Below are 16,074 nucleotides of genomic sequence, written 5' to 3' on the forward strand. Positions count from 1 at the left end.
ATTTGGGACAATCGGAGGGTGACGGGACAGGACCAGGACCCTTGGGAAGAGTTCGACCAACTGGGCCCGGCCGCGCCAGGAGGACGACGCCTGGGGGAGGAGCGCTGCGGGGACGCGTGCGTCGATGGCGGAGTGCGGGACCGGGGCGGTGAGGATGGCCAGGTCCGGCAGGTCCGCGCCCAGGTCTGCGCCCCAGTGGACCACCTCGGCCTCTCCGCTGTCGAAGCTGATCACCAGGCTGGTCCCGGCGGAACGGAGGTGGAGGGGGTCCATAGGGGAAATCTCTTTCGTCGTTGTGCTGTGCGTCTGGAGGAGCTGGAGCGTCGTGTTCGCTGAAGCCAAGGAAGTGGGGGGAAGGAGGCTGGATGCCGCGCCGCGAGGAGGGGGCGGCGGCATCCAGCCCAGTGACTGCGACCACAAACGCAGCCACTATTAGGGGCCAGGGCCTACTTGAAGAGGGCGTTGACCTGTTCGTTGGCCTGGGTCAGGGAGCTGGCGGGTGCCTTGCCGGAGACGACCGCGTCCATGGCCGGCTCCATGATGCCCTTGACCTTGGCGGTGTTGTCCGTGATGGGGTACAGGAAGGTGGTCTTGTTCTTGACGTGCTCGGTGAACGCGGTGACGTCAACACCCTTGGCCTGGAAGGCTTCGGCAGCCTTGTCCGATGACGCCTTGAGCGCGGGGAACACCACGGCCTGGGAGGCTACGACGTCCTGGCAGCCGGCCGAGGCGAGGTACTCAACCCACTTGAGGGCGGCGTCCTTCTTCTCGGTTCCGGCCCAGATGGAATCCGCCAGGCCGTTGAACATGGACGCACGCTCGCCCTCGGGGCCCACCGGGGTGGGGGCGATGCCCACTTCGATGCCCTTGTAGCCTGTGTACTGGCCGATCATCCAGGAGCCGTGCGCGTTGATGGCGGACTTGCCGGCAGCAAAGGTGTCAGCCATGCTCGCGCCAACGGTGGTTTCGAGCTTGGGCATGTAGCCCTTGTCCGCCAGCCCGGCGAACCACTCCATGCTTTCCTGGAACTGGGGATCGTCGTAGTTGTACTTGGTGCCCCACGGGTTCTTGTCCGTGTGGGACCAGCCGGTGGTGTTGGTGAGGTAGCTCCATTCGGTCTGGCCGGAGGAGTCGCCGCCGCCGTTCAGGCCCAGGCCGTAGACGTCCACGTTGTTCTTGTCGAAGCCTGGCTCGTCGCCGCGCTTGCCGTTCTTGTCCACGGTCAGGTGGGCGATGACCTTCTCGTAGCTGCCGCCGTCCTCGGGGTTCCAGGAGAGGTCCTTCATCTGGTCATCGGTGATGCCGGCGGCGCTGAGCATTGCCTTGTTGTAGAACAGGCCGATGGTGTCCCAGTCCTTGGGCAGGCCGTAGCGCTTGCCGTCCTGGCCCACCCACAGGTCCGCGAGGCCCTCGTTGTAGGCGGAGAGATCGATGTTGTCCTTTTCGACGGCCTCGTCGATGGCCAGGAGCTGCTTGTTCTCAGCCAGTTCGCCGTAGCGTCCCAGGTGGTTGGTGAAGACGTCCGGCGCGGTGCCGCCAACAAAGCCGTTGGTGAGGGTGCTCCAGTAGTCGTCCCAGCCGCGCTGGGTGATCTTGACCGTGATGTCCGGGTTGGCCTTTGAGAAGTCGTCGGCGCACTGCTGGTAGGCGGGGAGCTGGTTGGCGTCCCACAGCCAGTAGCTGATTTCGCCAGTGGCGCTTTCTTCGGATGAGGCGGATCCGCTGCAGGCAGAGAGGGAGAGTGCCATAGCTGCGGCGACGGCAACGGCGCCGAGGGATTTCTTCATGGTTCTACTTTCCGTTCGGGTGGAGTTCGCTGGGATGCGATGGGTGGGGTGTGCTTATTTGATGCCGGAGAAGCCAATGGAGTTGACGATCTTCTTGCCGAAGGCGGCGAAGAGGATCAGCACCGGGAGGGCCGAAATGAGGGTTGCGGCCATCAGCCCGGACCAGTCCGGTGCCCCCTGCGGGGACTGGGACTTGAAGACGCCGAGGCCCACCTGCAGGACGCGGACATCGTCCTGCGACGCCACCAGCAGTGGCCAGAAGTACTCGTTCCACTGGCCGATGAAGGTGAGGAGCGCCAGCGTGGCGATGGGGGCTGCGGCGTTGGGGAGCACGATCTGGAAGAAGATCCTCAGGTGCTTGGCGCCGTCGAGCATGGCCGCCTCCTCCACTTCGCGGGACATGTTCAGGAAGAACTGCCGGAGGAAGAAGATGGCGAAGGGGGTCATGAACACGTACGGCAGGACCAGGCCGAGCATGGTGTTGAGCAGGTCCAGGTTCTTGATGAGCAGGAAGTTCGGCAGGGCGGTGAAGATCGGCGGGACCAGCATGGTGCCGAGGAACAGGCTGAAGACGGCGTTGCGGCCCTTCCAGCGCAGCCGGGAGAACGCGTAGGCGGCCATGGCGCTGAAAAAGACGGCGCCGGCGGTGGTGATCGAGGAGAAGATGATCGAGTTGCGCAGGTAGAGCCAGAAGTCGATGGCGGCACCGGATCCGCCTTCGGCGACGGCCTCCGCCGGGGACTGAAGCCCGAAGACCCGTTTGAAGGCGCCCAGGGTGAATTCGGCCGGCAGCAGGCTGGTGGCGTTCGAGGCCAGCGCGTTGTTGGTGGACAGTGCAGTGCGCAGGACCCACAGGAAGGGGAGGACGGAGACTGCGATGGCCAGGATGAGGAGTGCCCAGGCGCCGGCGCGGCGGGCGTTGAAAGGACGACGGCGGCGGGTTGCGGCCGGCAGCGGTGCGCGGCTTGCGGTGGTGCTCATGCGGGACTCCTTAGTCCAGGTCCGACTCGTTGCCCTTGAGGAACTTCATCTGGATGAAGGCCACCAGGGCGAGGATGAGGAAGAGAATGACGGCGATGGCGGATCCGTAGCCGAAGTCCGACTCGGTGAAGGCCCGCTGGTAGATGTAGTACTGGATGACGCGGGTGGCGTTGACCGGGCCGCCCGCAGTGGTCACGGCCACGGTGTCGAAGACCTGGAACGAGCCGATGACGGTCACCACGAGGACCAGGACAAGGACCGGGCGCAGCAGGGGAATGGTGATTTTCCGGAAGGTCTGGAATGCTGACGCGCCGTCCAGTTTGGCCACTTCGTAGACGTGGCTGGGGATGGCCTGGAGGCCGGCGAAGATCAGCAGGGCCGTGTAGCCCATGTGGCGCCAGGTGTTGATCAGCGCCTGGGTGGGAATGGCCCACGCCTCGCTGCCGAAGAAGGCGACGCGGGGCAGCCCGCTCCACTCGATGAACTGGTTCACCACGCCGATTTGGTAGTCCAGCATCCAGAACCACAGCAGTGCGGCGATGACGTTGGACATCAGGTACGGCAGGAGCAGGGTGCCCCGGATGATGGTGGACTTGGCCACGTTGTGCATCAGGAGGGCAAGGCCAAGGGCCAGGGCCGTCTGGAGGAGGATGTTGAGGAACACGTACTGCCCGGTGACGGCCAGCGAGTTCCAGAACAGCGGGTCCGCGGCGATGGCCACGTAGTTGTCCATGCCGACCCATTCCGGGTCACCGAGGATGTTGTATTCGGTGAAGCTGAGGTAGATGCCCCGGACGGTGGGCAGGACGTAGAAAACAACGAATCCGATCATCGCCGGTGCGATGAACAGCAGGGCGATCTTGAGGTCCCCGAGGCGGCGGTGGCTTCCCTGCGGCTTCGGGGAGGCCGAAGCCGCGGAAGCGGACCTGGAGTGTTTGGCAAGGGTGGTCATCTTCGACCCTTTCCTGACTGTGATGGGGGTAACAACTGCCCTGTAATCTACACGAGTAGATTTGGAAGGGCAAGAGGTTACTTTTGCTCTGTAATCCGGTCGGTTTGTCCATTCGCTGGCCTGTTGACTCGAGTAGATGCGGGTGGAACACTGGAGTTCCTGGAGGACAGCGCTTGCCCGGCGACCCCCAACCAGCCCCCCACGGAAGGCAAACAATGACGTTTTCACTCGGCGTAGTAGGAGCAGGCCAGTTCGGCAGCCAGTTCGCCCACCTGTTCAATCTCCACCCCGGCGTCAGCGCTGTGTATGTGGCCGACGAGCTTCCGGAACGGGCGGCAGAGGCCGTGGCCCGGTACGGCCTGGCGGGCGTGAAGGAGAGCTTCGACGCGCTCCTGGCCTCCGACGTGGATGCCGTGGCCATCTTCACGCAGCGCTGGACGCATGGTCCCCTGGTGGAGCAGGCCCTGCGTGCCGGCAAGCACGTCTACTCGGCCGTCCCCATGGCGGTCTCGGAAGAAGAGATCGCAGCAATCATCCAGGCCGTCCGTGACACCGGACTGGTGTACATGATGGGTGAGACCAGCTACTACAACCCGGCCACTGTTTATGCCCGCAAGCAGCTCGCTGACGGGAAGTTCGGCCGCATCTTCTACGCCGAAGGCGACTACGTCCATGACATGGACCTGGGCTTCTACGAGGCCTACCAGTACAGCGGAGGGGAGCGGTGGAAGGAAACCGCCAGCTACCCGCCCATGCTGTACCCCACCCATGCCGTGGGCGGTGTGCTGGGTGCCGTCCCCGCCCATGCTGTGAGCGTCAGCTGCGTGGGCGTCAGGGATAACCGCAACGACGGCGTCTTTGACAAGGATGTCAGCATGTTCGGGAACGACTTCTCCAACGCCACCGCCCTCTTCGAGCTGAACGACGGCGGCGTGATGCGCACCAACGAGATGCGCCGGGTGGGCTACCCTTCACACATCCGCGAGTCCAGGTTCCGGTTCTTCGGAACGGAGGCCAGCTTCGAGCAGCTCGCCAAGGTGTCCGTCTGGCAGGACAAGCAGAACGTCCACGACATCTCCGAGCAGATGGAAACCCGGCCCAGCATCCCCCTCGACGACCCGTCCCTTGCGAACGTTGCGCCAGAGCTGAGGGACGCCTTTGTCTCCGGCCTGGCTCCGGTCCATGATCCCGGGAGGCTCCCGGAGGAGTTCCTGGGCGCGCCCAACGGGCACGAAGGCAGCCATCATTTCCTGGTGGACGATTTCGTGACGGCGGTCAACAACGGCACCCTGCCCCCGGTGAACGCCTGGCTTGCCGCCCGCTTTACGCTCCCGGGAATCGTGGCGCACCAGTCCGCCCTGCAAAACGGCGAGCGGCTTCCCATCCGTGACTTTGGCGATGCACCGGGTACCGGTACATAACATGGACAGCATGACTACTCCGGCAGTGCAGGCTTCGCGGGGCCCGGTGACGCGCAAGGACGTGGCGAGATACGCCGGCGTCAGCACCGCCGTCGTCAGTTACGTTGTCAACGGCGGGCCCAAGAAGGTGGCGCCCGCCACCGAAGCCAAGGTGCAGGATGCCATCCGCGTCCTGGGCTACCGCCCCAATGCTGCGGCGCGGGCACTCAAGCTGGGCTCCAGCGAGACGCTGGGGCTCGTGGTCCCGGATATCTCCAACCCGTTCTTCGCCCTGTTCTCCCACGCCGTTGAGGACGCCGCCGCCGCCCTGGGATACGCGCTGGTGCTGGGCAACTCTGACGGAAACCTTGCCAAGGAACGGCGCAACATCCGCAACCTCGCCGCCAGGCAGGTGGATGGCGTGCTCCTGGCCAGTGTCCTTTTCGAACCCGACCTGGAAGTCCTGGAAACGGCCGAGATCCCCTCGGTCCTGCTCAACCAGGAACGGGACGCCCCCGGTTTCAACAGCATCGGCGTGGACCTCGCAGCCGGAGCCCGGATCGCCGTGGAACACCTGGTCGGGCACGGCCACACCAACATCGGCCTCGCCATGGGCACCAACGTCTCCGGCGCCACTGACGGCCGTGAAGTCGGCTGGCGGGAGGCCCTGCAGGAGGCAGGCCTGCCCGAGGGGCCGATCGTGTACAGCGCCTTCACCCGTCCCGGCGGCTACACCGCCGGGCAGCGCCTCCTGGCGTCCGTCAACCGGCCCACGGCCATCTTTGCCACCTCGGACATGCAGGCCATCGGGCTGCTCCGCGCGGTCCATGAAGCCGGGCTGTCCGTCCCCGGCCAGATGGCCGTGGCGTCCTTTGACGGTTCTGCCGAGTCTGAATACTCCTGGCCTCCGCTGACCACGGTGGAGCAGCCCGTGGCCGCGATGGCGGAGGCGGCGGTGGCCGCACTGGTGGGGGCCAGCCGCGGCGAGAAGCCCCGGCACCGGATCTTCCCCACCACCCTGCACGTCCGACAGTCCTGCGGCTGCCCCTAGGAGGGGCTCCTACACGGCCGCGAGCCGCAGCCTGCCCACCTGTTCCTGGAGGACGCGCTGCGCCTCGGCCCCCAGCCCGGAATCGCTGATGACCTCGTCCACCTCGTCCAGCGACGCAATGGAACTGATGCCCAGCAGGCCCCACTTCGTATGGTCGGCGAGGACCACAGTCTTGCGCGCCGCGGCCACAAAGGCCCGGTCCGTTTCCGCTTCGAGCAGGTTGGGAGTGGTGAAGCCGGCGTCGGCATCCATCCCGTGGACGCCCAGGAACAGCATGTCCAGGTGCAGCTGCTTCAGGGCTCCGGTGGCGATGGGGCCCACCAGGGCGTCAGAGGGCGTGCGCTCGCCGCCAATGAGGATCACCGTGGAGGCGTACCGGGCAGAACCGGCCGACGCCGCGTGGTGGAACAGGTCTGCGATGCGGACCGAGTTGGTGACCACCGTGATCTGCGGGCCGTTCACCAGCTCCTTGGCCAGCGCCCAGGTGGTGGTTCCGGCGCTGAGACCCACGGCCATTCCCTCCTGCACCAGCGAGGCCGCCTCCACCGCGATGGCGCGTTTCTCCGCCGTCAGCTGCGTCGACTTGAGGTCGAATCCGGGCTCATGGGTGCTCGTGTCGCCAGGGATTTTCGCGCCGCCGTGGATGCGCTCCAGGCGGCCGCCCTCCTCCAGCACCTCGATGTCACGGCGGACCGTCATCAGGGACACACCCAGCTGCTGGGCCAGGTCGGACACCCGGACAACCCGCTCCCGCTGGAGAGCGTCCAAAATGGCCTGGTGGCGGGCGACGGCGAGCATCAGGGCGATCCTTCAGGGCAGGGGGCGGGTCTGCTCCCAGCATACGACGACGGCGGCGCCCGGCTGTGAGCCAGGCGCCGCCGTCGTAAAGTCCCCTTCCGCCTTATTTCCTGAGGGACGCTGCGATCTGCTGCATGATGGTCGGGTCCGAGAGGGTGGTGGCGTCTCCCGGGTCCCGGCCTTCGGCGACGTCCTTGAGCAGGCGGCGCATGATCTTGCCGGAGCGGGTCTTGGGCAGTTCCGGGACCACCAGGATGGCCTTCGGCTTGGCGATGGGGCCGATCTCCTTGCCCACGTGGTTGCGGAGTTCCTGGACGATGGCGTCCCCGGAATCCACCGCGTCGCCGCGGAGGATGACGAACGCGACGACGGCCTGGCCGGTGGTCTCGTCCGCTGCACCCACAACGGCGGCCTCGGCCACGGCGGGGTGGGACACCAGTGCCGATTCGATTTCCGTGGTGGAGAGCCGGTGACCGGAGACGTTCATGACGTCATCCACCCGGCCGAGGAGCCAGATGTCGCCGTCCTCGTCCTTCTTGGCGCCGTCCCCGGCGAAATACATGGTCTCGAACCGGGACCAGTAGGTGTCCTTAAAGCGTTCGGGATCGCCCCAGATGCCGCGGAGCATGGCCGGCCACGGCTCCCGGATCACCAGGAAGCCGCCGTGGCCGTTGGGCACGGATTCGCCCATTTCGTCCACCACGTCCACCGCAATGCCGGGGAGCGGGACCTGGGCGGAGCCGGGCTTGGTGGCGGTAACCCCGGGGAGCGGGGCGATCATCTGGGCGCCGGTCTCGGTCTGCCACCAAGTGTCCACGATGGGGGTCTTGTCCCCGCCGATGACCTTCCGGTACCACATCCAGGCCTCTGGGTTGATGGATTCGCCCACCGAGCCAAGGACCCGGAGGGAGGACAGATCGTACTTGTCCGGGATCTCCCTGCCCCACTTCATGAACGTCCGGATCGCGGTGGGGGCGGTGTAGAGGATGGAAACCTTGTACTTCTCTATGATCTCCCACCAGCGGCCCTGGTGCGGGGAGTCCGGGGTGCCCTCGTACATCACCTGGGTGGCGCCGTTGATGAGCGGCGCGTACGCGACGTAGGAATGGCCGGTGACCCAGCCGACGTCGGCCGTGCACCAGTACACGTCCGTTTCCGGATGCAGGTCGAACACCGCCCTGTGCGTGTAGGCGGTCTGGGTGAGGTACCCGCCGGTGGTGTGCAGGATGCCCTTGGGCTTTCCGGTGGTGCCGGAGGTGTAGAGGATGAACAGCGGGTGCTCGGAATCGTGGCCCACGGCGGTGTGCTCGGTGGATGCCTGCCCGACGGTGTCGTCCCACCAGTGGTCCCGGCCCTCGTGCCAGTCAACGTGCTGGCCGTTGCGCTTAACCACCACGACGTTCTGCACCGTGTGGCCGTTTCCGTCTCCCTTGTGGGCCAACGCTTCATCGACGGCGGGCTTCAGGGCGCTGGGCTTGCCGCGCCGGTACGTGCCGTCCGCGGTGACCACGAGCTTGGCTTCGGCGTCGTCGATCCGCGAGCGGAGCGCCTCGGAGGAGAAGCCGCCGAACACCACGGAATGAACGGCGCCGATCCGGGCGCAGGCCAGGAGGGTGATGACGGCTTCGGGGATCATCGGCAGGTACACGGCTACGCGGTCGCCCTTGGCCACACCCAGGGATTCGAAGGCGTTGGCGGCCTTCTTCACTTCTTCGGTCAGCTGCGCATAGGTGTAGGTGCTCGTGTCCCCGGGTTCGCCCTCGAAGTAGATGGCCACCCGGTCGCCCAGGCCGTTCTCCACGTGACGGTCCAGTGCGTTGTACGCGGCGTTGACCTCCCCGCCGACGAACCATTTGGCGAAGGGCGGGTTGGACCAGTCCAGGGCCTGGTCGAAGTCCTTGTCCCACGTCAGCAGCTCACGGGCCTTCTTCGCCCAGAACGCGGGACGGTCTGCGTTGGCGTCCTCATACTCCGCGGCGGTGACGACGGCGTCAGCAGCGAACTCGGGTGAAGGCGCAAACTTGCGGGTCTCATGAAGCAGGTTTTCAAAGGCATCGCCCTGCCCAGCTCCCTTGGCTGGCCCGGGCTGCCCTGTGCTTGCGGAAGCGTCTACGACGGCGCTTGTAGTGTCCTGGGACATGTGAACCTCATCATTCATCGATCTTTGCTGGGCGGGATGTCCGCTGGCCGGGCTCCGCCGCCTGCACGACGCCGGGCACCGGCTGGTCACGGACATTCCGCAAAGAGCTGTTCCGGAATCAAGACTAATGCTTTGGCTGGCGGTGATGTGTGCGGTGTCACACGGCAGCCCGTGAACGGCATTTATTAAGCGGTGAATGGTTTTCCAGGGCAGCTGGCTGCCGCCCCCGCGGTGCGTGGCCAGCTAGTGATCGGCCTGGCCCTTGACTAGGCTGGGATGGAATTGTGACTTCACTGCGGGCCGTGTTGGCCAGGTACCACAAAGGCCTGGCCACGCGGGAACCGCCGTCAAGACGGCACGATGTGGGGACCACACAGGGCCCGGTGCCGCCACGCTAAGGAGAGCAGAATGAACCAGCAAAGCTTCGGCCAGAAGACCGGCCCCGACACGGCAGGTTCCGGCCACGGTGCCGGAACCGCTGAAGGGCCAGGATCCCAGGCCGCCGTGGGCAAGGCCCCCGCCGCGGGCAAGGCCTCCAACGCCAACGAGGCAGTGCTGGGTCCGTTCACCATCCGGGACCTGACCGTCTTCGGCGGCACGCTGATCCTTTTTGTTGCCTCCCTGCTGCCGATCTTCGGCGCCCGGTACAACCTGTGGAACCTTAACAACCTGTTCTTCCTGGGGCTGGGTATCGTCCTGCCCCTGATCGTCAGCGCGCTCTTTGCAGCCCGCAGGCTGTCCCCGGCCACGAAGATCCGGATCGGCTCCCTGTCCATTGACCAGTTCGCATCAGTGGTTGCGTCCTTTGCGGTGGCCTTCTTCTTTGTCTCCGTGGCGGGCGCCTACGTACCCAGCCTCCTGGTGGGCCTGATCGGCTCCCTGGTCCTCTTCGCGGCGACAGTGCTGGGCCGTTTCCTGCCGTATCTGTCCAGTGATTTCCAGGACCGCGCCGAGGTGCCCGCCCACGTGGTGGCCCGTGAGGCCGCTGTTCCCATCCAGAAACCCCGCGCGCCCAAGAAGCCGAAGGCAGAAACCGCCCCGGGGTCCAAAGACTCCAGGCCCGGCTCGAAGATCCTGTCCGGCGGGGGGCTGTTCGGCGGCGCAGGCGCAGGATCCTCGGCGGTGAAGCCCGGATCAGCTGACGGGCCGGCACCAGCGGGGCACCAGGGTCCGGCGGCGCAGCAAGGGTCACCGCGTCCTGCCGGACAGGCCGGTGCGGCCCACGGCCCTGCCACGGCAGCCGTCCCCACCGCTGCTGCGCCTGTCTCCACCGCTCCCGAGGTATCCGACTGGACTTCCGCAGGCGACCCGGGCCCCGCAACCCAGGCGGCCGACGTCGTACGCCCCTCTTCAACGCCCGCCGCTGAGGAAACCCGGCTGGGGGATGTTCCGGCAACGGCCGGCGCCGGTTCAGCTGCTGCCGCAGCACATCAGGACGCCGCGGCAAACCACGACGGCGGCACGCACCCGGCTGCCCCGTCCGGCCAGGGCACTGCCGCCTCAGGGCAGGGCGCGCGCAGCGGCTGGGAGCCGACGCCTGCCACCGCCGTGCACCAGCAGGTCCGTACCGAGGAGCCCATCGGCGCCACGGTGGATCCCTCAACCCGTCCGGATGAATCGGAAGAACAGCCCATTCACGAGGCGTTCTGGTTTGCCGTCGCGCAGCACCGCACCGCCTATGACCCGCGCACGGGGGCTCCGGCGTTCGTTATCGAGCCCGGCGGCTGGGTCCTGGCGCTTGAGGACCGTGGCCACGAGTTCCTGGTCCAGCACACTGATGGCCGGCTGGGTGTCCTGCGGGACCTCAGCAACATCGAGCGCGGCTGATCTCCATGGGGGAGGCCAGGGCTCCCAGGGCCGGCGGAGCCAAGGTATCCGCCGGCCAGTCAGCCGGCATGCCCGTGGTGTCCTCCGAATCCGTGCTGGCACTGAAAAGACGGGCCCGGCGGATCAACAGGGCCCTGGCGGAGAAATACCCGTACGCCCACGCGGAGCTCGATTTCCGCAACCCGTTCGAACTGCTCGTGGCCACGGTACTTTCGGCCCAGACCACGGACGTCACCGTTAACCAGGTCACCAGGGTGTTGTTCGCCCGCTACCCGGACGCGCGGGCCCTGGCCGAGGCGGATCCCGCGGACCTTGAGACGATCCTCAAGCCCACCGGGTTCTTTCGGGCCAAGTCCAGGAACGTCATTGCCCTGTGCACCCGCCTGGTGGACGAATACAACGGGGCGGTCCCGGGCCGGCTGGAGGACCTGGTCACGCTGCCGGGCGTGGGACGCAAAACGGCCAACGTGGTGCTCGGCAACGGCTTCGGCATCCCCGGCATCTCGGTGGACACCCACTTCGCCCGGCTGGCCAACCGCTTCGGCTGGACGCAGTCTGATGACCCCGTCCAGATCGAGCATGACGTGGCCGAGCTGTTCGACCGCAAGGACTGGACCATGCTGTCCCACCGGGTGATCTTCCACGGGCGGCGGGTATGCCACGCGCGGAAGCCCGCGTGCGGGGCCTGCCCCGTGGCCACCTGGTGCCCCAGTTTCGGGCTGGGCGAAACAGACCCCGCAAAGGCAGCCAAGCTCCTGAAGTACGAGCTCGCGCCCGGCAGCGAGGCGCTGCTGGATCAGTTGCTGGCCGAGACCCACAGGGCCGCCGAAATCCGGATGGCATCCCAGCAGAGGACACCGTGAGCGCGCGCGAGGACCTGCTGCACCTGGCGCACCGGGCGAAATCCGGAACCGCTGCCGCGCCGGATCCCCTCTGGGCAGCCCTGACGGTGGATGCCGAACAGGCCAGGAGGGCGGCGGTGCTGATGCTTTTTGGCGCCCTTGATGACGTCCCGGCTGTCTCGGGCAAGCCCCTGGCACCGGCCGATCTTGACGTCCTCCTGCTGGAGCGCGCCCACACCCTGGGTTCGCACCCGGGGCAGGTGGCGTTCCCGGGCGGCGCCATTGACGCCCGGGAAACGCCGGTTCAGGCAGCTTTGCGCGAGGCCGAAGAGGAAACCGGCCTTGATTCGGGCGGTGTGGAGGTCCTTGGCACCCTGCAGGAGCTGGGGCTCGCCCACAGCAACTTCCTGGTCACCCCGGTGCTGGGCTGGTGGCGCTTGCCGTCACCTGTCCGTGTGGTGGACTATGCCGAGTCGGCCCAGGTGTTCCGGGTCCCCGTCCGTGACCTGCTGGACCCGGACAACCGCGTGATGGCAACCGTCCACCGTGCCGGGCGCAGCTTCGACAGCCCGGCCTTCACGGTGAACGGTGTAGTGGTGTGGGGTTTTACCGGAATTGTCTTGAACGGGTTGTTCGAGCAGCTGGGCTGGGCCGTCCCGTGGGACCGGAGCCGGCTCCACCGGATGGGCGTTTAGCCCTCAGGCCTGCTGCTGGCGAAGATCCACCACAATTCCTGTGGCGGCGTTCTCCCGGACTGCCTTGACGCCCTCAAGCACTGTGTTGAGGGACTTGAACTTGGGTGAGACGGCAACCGTGTTGCCCTCTGCGTCCGTGAGCCGCAGCCGGTAGGCCTCGTCCCCTACTCGATGAATTTCGAACCTGCCCGCCATATGCCGGACCTCCCCTGGAATGCGTCGTTGCATCAGCTTTTGACCGATCTGCCTCAGTCGCCACTTCGACCATAGCCCGCGTCACAAGCCTCTGGCGAGCTACTCCCGGGTAGGTTACTTCGGGGGTCAGAACGTCCCCGCGGCGCCCGAGTGGCGGACCTATTTCGCGTTGTCGTAGGAATCAACAACGGCCACACTGACGGGAAACTCCACCGGGATTGGCCCGAACAGCAGTTCCTTGGCGGCGCTGGCCGCCTCTTCAATGGCGGCGATGCAGGCGTCCACCGCTTCCGCCGGCGCATGAACCATCACCTCGTCGTGCAGGAAGAAGACGAGTTCCGCGTTGATGTGGCCGCCGGCCCGGAGGGTGCGCAGCCGGCGTCGTAATTCCGCCAGCCAGCACGCCGCCCAGTCCGCAGCCGAACCCTGGACAACAAAGTTGCGGGTGAAGCGACCCCGCGAACGGGCGATCGATTCAGCCCGCCGCTGCTCCTCGGCAGAGGCGGACCGCTGGCTCTGGAACCACCGTTCCGACGGCGGCGGGCTGCTCCGCCCCAGCCGGGTGGTGACCGTTCCGCCGGCCTCGCCGGTGCGGGCCGCCTGCTCAACAAAGTCCACTGCCCGGGGGAAAGTTTTCGCGAGCTGCGGCATGAGGCGGCCGGCCTCGCCGGAGGTGGCGCCGTACATGGCCCCCAGCAAAGCCATCTTCGCTTTTGCCCGGTCCCCGCCGAATCCCTTGGCAGCAATGCCCGCGTAGAGGTCCTGGTTCCGGGCGGCCTCTGCCATGGAAGGGTCGCGGGCGAGGGCCACCAGGACGCGCGGTTCCAGCTGGGAGGCATCCGCGACGATGAGCTTATAGCCCGGATCGGCATGGACTGCGCCGCGGATCTGGCGCGGAATTTGAAGGGCGCCGCCGCCGCGCGACGCCCAGCGGCCGGACACCACGCCACCCACCACGTACTCGGGTCGGAACCTGCCACCGTCCACCCAGGCGTCCAGCCAGGCCCAGCCGTTGGCTGTGTGCAGGCGGGAAAGCTGTTTGTAGGCGAGCAACGGCTCAATGGCGGGGTGGGTGGATTCCCTCAGCTCCCACTTCCTGGTGCTTTTGACCTCTATCCCGTTGCGGTGCAAGGCACGCATCAGGTCCTGCGGGGAGTCAGGATTCAGCGTGGGTGCGTTCAGGAGTCCGCGCAGCTCCTGGTTCAGCGCCTCAAGCCTGGCCGGGCGCTGGCCCAGGGGAGGCCGGGGGCCGAGATGGTCGGCGAGGATCTGCCCGTGCAGGTCTTCGCTCCAGGGGACGCCGGCGTGCTGCATCTCGGCGGCGATCATGGCAGCAGCGGACTCGGCTGCCAGCAGCAGCTGCAGGCGGCTGCGCTGGTTCTCCTCCGGACTGACCGAGGCAAGCGCCACCTGCTGGGCAGCGTATTCAGCACGAAGCTCTTCCGGGCTGCGGCGTTTTTCCGGCCGGATCGCGGGAGCATCGAACAGGGCGCCCTGGTCTGCCGGGGGAGGCGGCGGCTGCAGCGTCCGGGGCGGCTGGAGCGGATCCTCAACCACCACCCGTTCCGTATTCCTGGCGTAGTCCGTGTGCCCGGTGAACCGGGAGAACGCCAGGATGTTGCCGCAGAGGCTGAGGTCGTAGCACCTTTCCAGCTCGACGCCGGCTGCCAGCAGGGCCGGGTACCAGTCCTGGGTGCGGTGCCAGATCCAACGGGGCGGCTGCCCGCCCGGCCGGCGGCTTTCGAAGTGACGAACGACGGCGGGAAGATCGCCGGTGCTGACCAGCCGGGGTTCCGGCGTGGCCGGCAGGGGCTGCCCAGCCTGCGTGAGTTCCTGCAAGGCCGCGCCGTGGGGGTGGGCGGCGAGCAGGAGATACATGGTCCCATTCTGCCTTGTTTCCGGGGCTGCCCGTGCCCATCGGTGCGGGGTTGCCGGCTTGCCGGACCTGGTTTTCCACATACGTGGCTGGACCCCTTACCCGCTGTGTTTTAGGGGCGGAGAGTGGCTGTATGAGCAGGCACCAGCTGATCCCGTCCCACCCTGACCCGTCCCACCCTGACACTTCCCACCCTGACACTTCCCATTTCGGTGCCGTCGGCGGCCCGCTCGGGGAGGGACCGCCGGGACCCTCACGGCCTGGTGTCCTCGGGCCGGTGGGCGCTGCGGGGGTAAACGGGGACGCGTGGCTGCCGGACGGTGGTGAGGACATCCTGCTGGTGACGTCCTCCACTGTCCTTCGTGCGGAGGTGGAGCGGATCGTGGCGGCTGCCGGGGCGCAGCTGCGCGTTGCAGCCAACGCAGCAGAAGGAGGCAGGCATTGGGACGGGGCCGCAGCCGTGCTGGTGGGAAGCGACATCCGGGAGCTGCCCCCGCGACGGCGGGCCCCGGCTGTCCTGGTGGGACTCGACGGCGAAGGTGACAGCCTGTGGCATCTCGCGGCTGTCCTCGGCGCAGAACGGGTTGCTGTCCTGCCCGATGCTGCAGCCTGGCTCGCCGACCATCTCAGCCGGTCCCGCTCACCCGGTCCAGGCGGGGTGATCCTTGGCGTGACCGGCGGCTGCGGGGGTGCCGGGGCCACCACGGCTGCGATCTGGATCGCCCAGGCGGCGGCCGGTCTCGGAGCGCGGGTGCTGCTGGTGGATGGGGATCCCTGGGGCGGCGGGCTGGAACTGGCCCTGGCCGCCGAAGAGAACCCCGGCCTGCGCTGGCCCGACCTTTCCGAGGCCAGGGGCAGCATCGATCCCATCCAGCTTGCGGACTCGCTGCCTGTTGCGGGCGGGTTCTCGTTCCTGTCGTGGCCTGCCAGCCGGGAGCAGCCGGTACCCGTCGCCGCTGCCGCCACCGCAGGCATCCTTGATGCTGCCCGCCGCGGGTATGAGCTGGTGGTGGTGGACATTGGCCGGGGAGCCGACCCCATCCATACGTTCGCCTGGGACTGCGACCGCATCGCCATGGTGGTTCCGGCGCAGCTCAAGGCTGCTGTCGCCGCCGTGCGGCTGCTCCAGGAGTTTCCCCCGGTTGAGGCTGCCCTCCTGGTCCGTGGCAAGTCCGGCGCAGCGCTGGATGGTCCCCTGATCGCCGAGGCCATCGGACTTCCGGTCCAGGGACGGGTGCCTGAGCTGCGCGGAGTTGCTGGAGCCATGGAATCAGGCCGCCTCCTTGAGCTGGGAAAGCGGCGGGCGGTCCGGCATTTCGCGGCTTCCGTGCTGGACCTCCTCGGGGACGGGCTGGCTCCGGGAGGACCCGAATGAGTTACCGGGCGGGCGCTGGGGCGCCGGGCCCGGAGACGGGAGCCCGGCGGCGGGCGCGGTTCCTGGACGCGGGCCAGGACAGCCCGGAGTCGGACAGCATCACGAGCGGCAGGAAGTAGTTGTTCCAGATTCCCACCAGCTGGAAGAGGAACACG

14 protein-coding genes are annotated in these 16,074 nt (G+C 67.1%); 6 read left to right on the forward strand and 8 right to left on the reverse strand.

Annotated features, from left to right (window positions below; genetic code table 11):
- The 4 genes from ACKAE7_RS17985 to ACKAE7_RS18000 form a co-directional block, all read right to left on the reverse strand.
- On the reverse strand, positions 1 to 273 hold a 273-nt coding region (locus tag ACKAE7_RS17985), incomplete at its 3' end, for a hypothetical protein (RefSeq protein ID WP_408979917.1).
- A 173-nt stretch (positions 274 to 446) separates the two neighbouring features.
- The gene (locus ACKAE7_RS17990) at positions 447 to 1,787 is read right to left on the reverse strand and encodes a sugar ABC transporter substrate-binding protein (protein WP_188812476.1); all 1,341 of its coding nucleotides are present in this window, start codon (positions 1,785 to 1,787) and stop codon (positions 447 to 449) included.
- Positions 1,788 to 1,841: 54 nt separating this feature from the next.
- A complete protein-coding gene (locus ACKAE7_RS17995) occupies positions 1,842 to 2,768 on the reverse strand; it encodes a carbohydrate ABC transporter permease (protein WP_174177184.1) in 927 nt (308 codons plus the stop codon).
- A 10-nt stretch (positions 2,769 to 2,778) separates the two neighbouring features.
- On the reverse strand, positions 2,779 to 3,720 hold the full coding sequence (locus tag ACKAE7_RS18000) for a carbohydrate ABC transporter permease (protein ID WP_251422695.1): 942 nt from the start codon (positions 3,718 to 3,720) through the stop codon (positions 2,779 to 2,781).
- A gap of 215 nt (positions 3,721 to 3,935) precedes the next feature.
- Here ACKAE7_RS18000 and ACKAE7_RS18005 point away from each other — a divergent pair, with 215 nt between their 5' ends.
- Entirely contained in the window at positions 3,936 to 5,141 is a 1,206-nt protein-coding gene (locus tag ACKAE7_RS18005) for a Gfo/Idh/MocA family protein (RefSeq protein ID WP_408979918.1), read from the forward strand.
- Between the two features lie 10 nt (positions 5,142 to 5,151).
- Positions 5,152 to 6,171 (forward strand): LacI family DNA-binding transcriptional regulator, encoded by a 1,020-nt coding sequence (locus ACKAE7_RS18010; protein ID WP_408979919.1) that lies wholly within the window; start codon positions 5,152 to 5,154, stop codon positions 6,169 to 6,171.
- Positions 6,172 to 6,180: 9 nt separating this feature from the next.
- Here ACKAE7_RS18010 and ACKAE7_RS18015 read toward each other — a convergent pair whose 3' ends face one another.
- Both ACKAE7_RS18015 and acs read right to left on the reverse strand, forming a co-directional pair.
- Positions 6,181 to 6,969, reverse strand: a complete 789-nt coding sequence (locus ACKAE7_RS18015; protein WP_310112772.1) for a DeoR/GlpR family DNA-binding transcription regulator — start codon at positions 6,967 to 6,969, stop codon at positions 6,181 to 6,183.
- Between the two features lie 103 nt (positions 6,970 to 7,072).
- On the reverse strand, positions 7,073 to 9,109 hold the full coding sequence (gene acs, locus ACKAE7_RS18020; RefSeq protein ID WP_408979923.1) for an acetate--CoA ligase: 2,037 nt from the start codon (positions 9,107 to 9,109) through the stop codon (positions 7,073 to 7,075).
- 408 nt (positions 9,110 to 9,517) lie between these two features.
- Here acs and ACKAE7_RS18025 point away from each other — a divergent pair, with 408 nt between their 5' ends.
- The 3 genes from ACKAE7_RS18025 (at position 9,518) to ACKAE7_RS18035 (ending at position 12,473) form a co-directional block, all read left to right on the forward strand.
- Complete coding sequence (locus tag ACKAE7_RS18025) at positions 9,518 to 10,936, forward strand: hypothetical protein (protein ID WP_408979920.1); 1,419 nt, start codon at positions 9,518 to 9,520, stop codon at positions 10,934 to 10,936.
- 68 nt (positions 10,937 to 11,004) lie between these two features.
- The gene (gene nth, locus ACKAE7_RS18030) at positions 11,005 to 11,799 is read left to right on the forward strand and encodes an endonuclease III (protein WP_191036191.1); all 795 of its coding nucleotides are present in this window, start codon (positions 11,005 to 11,007) and stop codon (positions 11,797 to 11,799) included.
- The gene (locus ACKAE7_RS18035) at positions 11,796 to 12,473 is read left to right on the forward strand and encodes an NUDIX hydrolase (protein ID WP_408979921.1); all 678 of its coding nucleotides are present in this window, start codon (positions 11,796 to 11,798) and stop codon (positions 12,471 to 12,473) included. The genes nth and ACKAE7_RS18035 overlap by 4 nt, the downstream gene beginning before the upstream one ends.
- Positions 12,474 to 12,476: 3 nt before the next feature.
- On the opposite strand, the gene ACKAE7_RS18040 is transcribed toward ACKAE7_RS18035, so the two are convergent.
- Both ACKAE7_RS18040 and ACKAE7_RS18045 read right to left on the reverse strand, forming a co-directional pair.
- Positions 12,477 to 12,668 carry a DUF1508 domain-containing protein gene (locus ACKAE7_RS18040; RefSeq protein ID WP_188812493.1) on the reverse strand — a complete coding sequence of 64 codons (192 nt, stop codon included), beginning with the start codon at positions 12,666 to 12,668 and terminating at the stop codon, positions 12,477 to 12,479.
- Between the two features lie 159 nt (positions 12,669 to 12,827).
- Positions 12,828 to 14,546, reverse strand: coding sequence for a bifunctional 3'-5' exonuclease/DNA polymerase (locus ACKAE7_RS18045; RefSeq protein WP_408979922.1), 1,719 nt, complete (start codon positions 14,544 to 14,546; stop codon positions 12,828 to 12,830).
- Positions 14,547 to 14,854: 308 nt separating this feature from the next.
- Here ACKAE7_RS18045 and ssd point away from each other — a divergent pair, with 308 nt between their 5' ends.
- Positions 14,855 to 15,919, forward strand: coding sequence for a septum site-determining protein Ssd (gene ssd, locus ACKAE7_RS18050; protein ID WP_321201521.1), 1,065 nt, complete (start codon positions 14,855 to 14,857; stop codon positions 15,917 to 15,919).
- The last annotated feature ends 155 nt before the right edge of the window (positions 15,920 to 16,074 follow it).

Source organism: Pseudarthrobacter sp. NKDBFgelt (assembly GCF_046097905.1).
Classification (GTDB): Bacteria; Actinomycetota; Actinomycetes; order Actinomycetales; family Micrococcaceae; genus Arthrobacter; species Arthrobacter polychromogenes.